This is a genomic window from Actinomadura sp. KC06 (assembly GCF_004348735.1).
Lineage (GTDB): Bacteria > Actinomycetota > Actinomycetes > Streptosporangiales > Streptosporangiaceae > Spirillospora.
Genome location: NZ_SMKT01000064.1, coordinates 38,133 through 45,243, shown reverse-complemented (window position 1 = coordinate 45,243; position 7,111 = coordinate 38,133). Strand labels below are relative to the sequence as shown.

General features: G+C 65.5%; 7 protein-coding genes and 1 tRNA gene. 2 read left to right on the top strand and 6 right to left on the bottom strand.

Annotated features, from left to right (window positions below; all coding sequences use genetic code 11):
* A partial coding sequence (locus E1287_RS21225) for a DUF3662 domain-containing protein (RefSeq protein ID WP_131966790.1) occupies positions 1-444 on the bottom strand: 444 nt, incomplete at its 3' end.
* Positions 445-572: 128 nt separating this feature from the next.
* On the opposite strand from E1287_RS21225, the gene E1287_RS21220 reads away from it, so the two are divergent.
* A tRNA-Leu gene (locus E1287_RS21220) sits at positions 573-655 on the top strand.
* A 193-nt stretch (positions 656-848) separates the two neighbouring features.
* Here the strand turns inward: E1287_RS21220 and E1287_RS21215 are convergent.
* Both E1287_RS21215 and E1287_RS21210 read right to left on the bottom strand, forming a co-directional pair.
* On the bottom strand, positions 849-2,690 hold the full coding sequence (locus E1287_RS21215) for a hypothetical protein (protein ID WP_131966789.1): 1,842 nt from the start codon (positions 2,688-2,690) through the stop codon (positions 849-851).
* A complete protein-coding gene (locus E1287_RS21210; RefSeq protein ID WP_165969120.1) occupies positions 2,687-3,697 on the bottom strand; it encodes a tyrosine-type recombinase/integrase in 1,011 nt (336 codons plus the stop codon). The genes E1287_RS21215 and E1287_RS21210 overlap by 4 nt, the downstream gene beginning before the upstream one ends.
* Before the next feature lie 94 nt (positions 3,698-3,791).
* Here E1287_RS21210 and E1287_RS21205 point away from each other — a divergent pair, with 94 nt between their 5' ends.
* Positions 3,792-4,130 (top strand): helix-turn-helix transcriptional regulator, encoded by a 339-nt coding sequence (locus E1287_RS21205; RefSeq protein ID WP_207934354.1) that lies wholly within the window; start codon positions 3,792-3,794, stop codon positions 4,128-4,130.
* A gap of 229 nt (positions 4,131-4,359) precedes the next feature.
* On the opposite strand, the gene E1287_RS21200 is transcribed toward E1287_RS21205, so the two are convergent.
* From E1287_RS21200 to E1287_RS44800, 3 genes are all read right to left on the bottom strand, one after another.
* Entirely contained in the window at positions 4,360-4,938 is a 579-nt protein-coding gene (locus tag E1287_RS21200; RefSeq protein ID WP_131966787.1) for a hypothetical protein, read from the bottom strand.
* 338 nt (positions 4,939-5,276) lie between these two features.
* Positions 5,277-5,912, bottom strand: coding sequence for a hypothetical protein (locus E1287_RS21195; protein ID WP_207934353.1), 636 nt, complete (start codon positions 5,910-5,912; stop codon positions 5,277-5,279).
* Between the two features lie 78 nt (positions 5,913-5,990).
* Positions 5,991-6,224 (bottom strand): hypothetical protein, encoded by a 234-nt coding sequence (locus tag E1287_RS44800; protein WP_207934352.1) that lies wholly within the window; start codon positions 6,222-6,224, stop codon positions 5,991-5,993.
* Between the last annotated feature and the right edge of the window lie 887 nt (positions 6,225-7,111).

Genomic DNA, 7,111 nt, shown 5'->3' with positions numbered 1-7,111 from the left:
GAACACCCCCCCGCGCGCCCCCTGCGGGACGTCGCTCACCGGCTGGCGGATCTCACCGCCCTCCACCGTCGACCCCCGGATCACCCCGGACCTGATGCGGAACATGCCCGTGGCGAGATCGCCCGCGTTCTCGAACCGCACGCGCACCGGCCCCACGAAGGAGTACCCCTGCTCCTTCGCGTACTCGCGCGCGAGGTTCGCCAGCTCCTGGCTCAGGCTGTCGGCGTACACCTGGAGCCGCTGCCCGTCCTGCTGAGAGATCTCGACGACGAAGTCGTTCGGAACGAGCGTGCGGCCCTGCGCCACGATCGCCGCCCGATCGTCCATCTCGCGCTGCACAGCACTGGCCACCTCGACCGGCTGCAGCTCAGACTTGAAGGCACGGGCGAAGGCCCCTTCGACCATGCCCTCGAGCCGTCGCTCGAAGCGCTGAATGACGCCCACGGGCACCTCCCTTCCCCACTGGTAGACGATCGTATCGGTGCGAAGGTTCGCCTGGCGTATCTGGATACCTAACCACTCCCGGCTGCGTGCTAGCCTTTTCAGGCACCCGGAACCGGGTGCGCACCCTAGGGCGGGTGGCGGAACGGCAGACGCGCACGGTTCAGGTCCGTGTGTCCGAAAGGATGTGAGGGTTCAAATCCCTCCTCGCCCACGAAGGGGTACAGACGAAAGTCGTTGCCCCACAGTGACGGAACAAACCCCGGAGCATCAAGCTCCGGGGTCTTCGTCGTTACGGAGGCCAGTCTCCTGTGACTGCAGCGACCGAAGGGGCGGGCGCGCAGGAGAGTTGCTCGGACCTTGGGTCCGGTTTGTGGTGGTGCGGCTGCGTTGTAACCGCTGCGGGCTCAGGCTGCAGGCGGATTGGTATGCCCCGTAGGTGTCCAGGTGCCGAGCGGTTTGGGTGTCTTGTATCGAGCTCGACGGTGGGGTCTGCCGTCGGGCCCGGGAAGCGCGGCGAGCCAGGCGTTGATCTTGCGCTCGTTGACGTGCGCCAGCTGAAAGGCCAGCAGGAGGGTTTGGGCAGCGATGCCACGGATGCGGCGGTTGCCACCGTGTTCGATGCCTTCATGGGCGTCGGCCTTGGCGTAGCCGTTCATGCCTTCGACGGTGTTGCGAAGCCGTCCGTAGACCTTTTGCCATTCCGGGCTGCCGTAGGCGCGCGGCTGCCAGTGCTTGGCACCATCGCCGATGGCGATGCTAATGCTGGTCTGCTCGCAGATCTTGGGCGGTCCCACTGGGCTGGGGATGGGGTCGACCAGGGGCAGGCGGGTGTCGGTGCCGAGGCTGGAGTCCTTGAGCGGGCATTGCACGCGGCCGGCTGTGGCAGGGCACATGTACCGCTGCCGGCCGTTGTCGTTGGGCTTGCCCTTGGGGGCCAAGGCGTATCGGGCTCGTGCCTCGATGCGGGTGCGCCAGGTCTCCTGGTCGATCGCTTTGGGATCGTCGAGGTTGCGGCGGAGGTCCATAGTGGCGTTGACGAGGTTGTCGGGCATCGACCCGCAGTACCAGGTTCCTTCGACCAGGTTGGCGCCGTGGATGCTGTCGATCTTTCCGAGCTGGTCGATGCGGTAGTCGTAGGTGGGCCGGTAGCCGAGCCTGCGCAGAGGGATCTGCCAGTCTTCGGCTACAGAGTTGTTGTAGGCGGCGTCGGCGGCGAGGTCTCCGGCGGGGTGGCCTCGGTGACGGATGTCGTTGAGTACAGCGATGCCATTGCCGTCAGGGCTGTGTCCGGGTTTGTCGAGGATAAAGCCCATGGTGAGGGCTGGAAGGGCTTCGGGGTCGCCGCATCCGCCCGGCATGGGCTGAGGATCGTGGTGGGGGTTGCGGGCGACGGCCAGGGTGGCGTCGTAACCCCACAGCAGTTTGTTCGTGGTCCTGCGGCGGCCGCGGGGGCGTGGCTTCGATGGCGTCAGGTCGGGATCGCGGTGGTCGCCTTCACGGACGTAGTAGGCGGCGTCCGGGTCGGTGGAGGTGAAGTCCTTCTTGGCCGATACGCCTCGAGCGAAGGTTTCGATAGGGGTCGCGTCGATGCCGACCGAGCCGTCCCAAAGGGTTGCCAGGTGCTGCTCCACGGCTGCGAGCGAGGCCTGCAGGATGCGGTTGCTGATGCGGGTGAGGGCATGGCGGTGCTCCTGCAGCAGGTGAGGGTCCGCGCCTGCGAAGTGTGCCTTGGCCTGGGTAACGGTCAGGCGCTTGTTCTTGGGCAAGGGAGAGGGATCCAGGCCCGCGACGATGGCGCGGAACAGGCGAAGGACAACCGCGTAGGCGGCCTCGAACCCGTCGAGGTTGTCGGGCCGCTCAAGCAGTTTGAATCGGCGTCGCCAGTCTTCGGGGATCGCCCAGTGCAGGATGTCGGCGACCTGATTGAAGAACACGGCCCCGTTGGCGTTCCGGCGCGAGCACAGGGTCATGCCGACCAGCAGGCCCTGGACGGTGCAGAGGCGGGGGCGCCCTGTCGTTTTGGCGATCATGGCTTGGAGCTCGTCGGCGATGCCGCTGGCGTCGACGAATTCGGCAGCGCGTCGGACTCTCAGGTCGCTGAACTCGACTCGGTCCTCCCGGATCCTGTTCCATCCGTGGTCCCTCGTGTGGAATGCGGCGTCGACAGGCTGCTGCTGGGGCCCGTTGCCAGTTGCGTCAGGTGCGGCGTCGGTCGCTGTGTCGGTCACCTTGTGGATCACCGTCACGGCTCCAAGCCCCGTAGTTGCCGCTCCGCTTCGGCTGCGTCGGTGCGGGCGATGAAGGGCATCAGCGGTGACAGCGCGTCGAGGGAGTCCAGGCCGGCGACGCTGGCGATGACATCGAGGGCGACGCGGCTGTCGATGAGGTCGGTAAGCCAGGTGGCGCGCAGCCGGGAAGCTCTGACCGGGGGTGCATCGGGGGCTTTGCGGGCACGGGACACAAGGTTGCTGACCAGGCTGGTGTTGCGGCGTTCCACGTTCGGCTGGAACAGCCAGGTTGCTTGTGCCGACAGATTGGCCACCAGTTCGGCCAAGTGTGGCTCCCATGCCCTGCGGCACTTCACGGCACGTTGGCGGGGCCCGCGTACGTGCACGACAACAGCGCCGGTGCCGACCACACGCACGTCGTGCACCCGCACCTGGGTGATTTCTGCCGACTCCAGGCCGCAGCCCAAGCCCAGGCACAGCAGGACTTTGCAGGCGGCCTCCCGGGGTCTGGTGGGCTGATTGTGCGCCCAGGACCACATCTCCTTCTGCTCAGCCCAGGAGTAGGGCCGGTGGACGGTGGTGTCGGACAGCTTGAGTCGCTTGCCGTCCTTGCCGCCGATGACGCTGGTGCGCAACCGCATCAGCCGCCGCCGGTAGGAGTCGCGTGTTCCGGTGGTTGCGCCGGGCAGGCCGTAGCGGATGAACCGGTCGATCGTGTCGATCGACAGCCACTCGGCCGGGTTGGGCTTACCGCGCTTGCTGGCCTGACCTGGTCGCGCGGCGTTGCTGAGCCTTGCGCCCTGCTTCGCTTCGTGGGCTTTGCGGGCCTGCTCTGCCTCCTCGGCTCGTCTGGTGTTCTCCGCCTCGACGAACAGCGCCAGTCGGGTCAGAGCGCTCATCAACTCGGAGATCTTCTGGCTGGTCTGTGGCTCGGAGGCCGCCACCGTGACGCGGACAGGGCTGGCCACTCGGGGCCACTCCGGATGGTTCCCCACCGGCTCGTAGGTATTGATCTTCTGCCGCATCAGCACCTCCCAGGAGTAGACCCCCGGAGGTGGCATCCCACCCTCATTCACCGGCGCACCCCGATGCGTTCAAGAAGCGGGAAGGAGTACGGGCGTGGTACGTGACGACTCGCGTGCTCGGCGTCCTCGCGACTTCGTCCAGATAGGCCAGTGGCCGCACGCCGTCCTGGTCGACCACCACGCGGCAGCGGTTGCGCAGTCGGTCGCGCGGCGGCTGGCTGAGGCCATGGCAGGTCGGCGGCTGAGCGCGAACCGCCTGGCGCGCGCGAGCGGCGTGAACCGGCAGACGATCGCCAATGTGTTGGCAGGGACGGTCTGGCCGGACCTGATGACCGTCGCCAACCTTGAGAAATATCTTGATCGGCGTCTGTGGCCCGAGCAGGGCGAACTGAAGCCAAGTACGGAAAGCCCATGTACGGAGGGCCAGAGCTAGCAAAGCGATGAGCATCGGCGCCTTTCCTGCCCCTGGGAGGAGCGGGCGTGCCAGGGCCGACGGCGAAGCGAAATGCGCGAAACCTACCGCCGCACCAAGGCGCGTGACGGTATGTTCAAAGCGTGACAGAGCCGCCGGCAAACGGGTGGGTCGAGTCACCGGCCGTCGCCGAGGTGCATCTCGGCGACGGCCATCTCTTGGGCGTCCTGGTTACAGGCCGCGCCGCGGTCTACATTGCTGCCCCCTGATTGGTAGTGCTGGGAGTCGCCGTCCTGGGCTCGGGAACCGACGAGCCGTCGTTGTACCGAAACCAGGCGTCGGATGTCTTGATCAGTTGGCCCTTCTGGGCGAGCTGACCGAGCAGGACCCGCAGGCTCTTCTGGTTGTCGATCTCCAAGGCCTCGGCGACATCCCGGACCTTCCACCACGAGGACGGGTCCTGGCCGAGCAGGCGAAGAACCTGGACGCGGCGAGGCGCAGGAGTGATGCCGACTACGTTCACCGACGGCACCTGGTCGCGGATGGTCTCTTCGCTCCCGCGGTCGTGGTCGCTCTCGGGCGCTTGGGAGCCATTGGTTCCCCGGGCAGTGCTGGGCGGCTGGGCCGTGTGCGGACGATCGTCGTCCGGGTCGGGGTCGCTGCCGAAGGTCTCCGCCCAGCCCCGCTGGGCGTCCAGGACGCGCTTGACGAGCTTGATCTGTTGGCGGATGTCGGCCAGCATCTGCGCCGTCTCGGTCTCTCTGGCCTGAAGCTCGTTCAGGGCCCGCTCTGGGTCGGCTGCCACTGTCCGAAATCGCAGCTGGCTCATGAGGCAGAAACCTACCGTTTCCGGCGATCTCTGGGTGCATTATTCGGCCGAGATGTTTCCTATCGAGACAGCCCCGGACAGTTTCCCAGCTCACGGCATGATCGGCATGTCTTATCTCACTGTCTGACTCGCCCGTCGCTGTCATCTGATACTGCTCTGAAATGGACAAATTACCCATAACTCCATCTGTGTCGCCGGAGCCATGTCTCTGCCGAGTTTGTCCTGTTCGCCCGATAGAAGTATGTGTCATCAAGGAAGTCCGGTAATGGGAACTGCATATGCATCCCATGAGTTGTGGGGACAGCCGTGCCCCATGTCGGGACCCGCGGGTGAGACTGTCAGGGGGTGTCTCGCAGCAACCGCGCCGCCTGCGAGGCCTCCACGCGGCCGATGTGCGGCATGAGGCGGGACAAACCATGCAGCGTCTCCAACCCCGCCGCGGACACGATGACCGTCAGCGGCAGTCCGGCTTCAATCAGTGCTGCCAGCCAGGTGGCACGTAGTCGGCTCGTCTTGAGCACGGGTGTTCGTGAGGTCGGATGGGCGCGAGACAGGAAGTTGGTGACCAGGTTGCCGCCGCGCCTGGTGGCCCCAGGCCGGAACAGGTAAGCGTCTCGAGCTTCCGTGCGGGCGGCCAGGTCGGCCAAGATCGACTCCCACGGGCGGCGGCACACCACCAATCGCGAGCGCCTGCCGCGCACCGCGACCACAGTCGGGTGATCATGCTCTTCAGAACCCCCGACGCTCACATCACCCGCTCGCAATGGAATGATCTCACTGGAGCCCAGACCACAGCCGAGCCCGAGGCTGATCAGGACCGCCAGGCCGTCGCGGAGCTCGTCCGTGGGCTGACCGGAGGCCCACGTCCATAGCGCCACCTGTTCCGCGCGGGTGTAAGGGCAAGAGGCCGGCGAACCGGATAGGCGAGCAGGCGTGCCGGTGGCGCAATCCCCGCCCAGTGCCGTCTCACGCAACCGCAGCAGCTTCGACCGGTAATTGGCCCGGGAAGACTCGCCTAGGTGCGCGCATCCCACCAAGATGAAGCGTTCGATCTACTCGCGGGTGAGCCACAGGTCGGCTCGTATCGGTTGTCCCTCAGCATCGGCGAAGAGCGCCAGTTGGGACAACACTCCCAACAACTCCCCCGCCGAATATCGAGTGAACGGCGACGCGGCGGCGATCACCATGCGCACTTCACCGGCTACCCGCCGCCAGCCTGGCGGGTTCTCGGCGGGAGTGTAGGAGGCGATTACGGCCTCCTGCCCGCTGACCTGCTCTGTCACCATCTACCCCTTGCTGTTGATACGCCATGGAGCGATGGTGATCAACGTTGCCTGACCCGCTGCCTGCTAATCCAATTGCAGAAGAGGTATTGCGGACTCTTTGCGGCTGCAGTCGCGGCGGTTTGTTTCTGACTTCCGATTTGCCGAGAGTGGTTGATTTCTGACGATCGTCGGCCATGATTGGAGGATGGCTTGCCCTTTTGTCCGCATAAAGCACGTTCAAGCCAGGTGGCCATGTCACCTTTTGTCTGTAGGTGTCTTTCGCGGTCATGGATTGGTGCGGCAGACCTGGCGCGCCCCATGGGATAGGGCATCCACTCATCCAGTTCTAGTGTGAACGCCTCGAAGTCGTCGATGGCAGTCATCGGGGGCCGTCCTCAAGGGCTTCGGATTCTGACGATCAGCGCTGGTCTGCAGAGTCTGCCTGGAACAAGCGGCACCTGCTTCACGCCTCCGCGACTTCGAGACCTTCTACAACGAGCATCGGCCTCATCAGGGCATCGCCAAACGCACGCCTGCTGAAGCCGCTGCCTGCACCGATCACTGAACCAGACCAGATCGCCCACCTGAACGTCCGAAGACGGCAACGTTTGGGCGGAATCCGCAACGAGTAGGAACGTGCCGCTTAGCCTGCACGGACGAACTTTTCGGCACAGACAGCCACGTACATGCTGATCACTGGGCCGGGGTCGGGTAAGCCGCTGGCGTACATCATCCCGATCGTTGACGCCCTCCTCACGTGAGCGCGCAGCGAACGCCGGTCGCCGACCCCGGTCGGTACCTGTCCCGGGACAGGAGCGGCCTGGGCGGCGGCTTGAAGTCCGAAGACGCCCAGACGCTATGGCGAGGCGAGTTATTGGGAACGTGAGCGCGTGATATATCTTGACGGC

Bases quoted from the DNA above. Each gene is read 5' to 3' on its own strand.
- E1287_RS44800 (WP_207934352.1), bottom strand. From the start codon at position 6,224: ATGGTGACAGAGCAGGTCAGCGGGCAGGAGGCCGTAATCGCCTCCTAC.
- E1287_RS21200 (WP_131966787.1), bottom strand. From the start codon at position 4,938: ATGAGCCAGCTGCGATTTCGGACAGTGGCAGCCGACCCAGAGCGGGCC.
- E1287_RS21210 (WP_165969120.1), bottom strand. From the start codon at position 3,697: ATGCGGCAGAAGATCAATACCTACGAGCCGGTGGGGAACCATCCGGAG.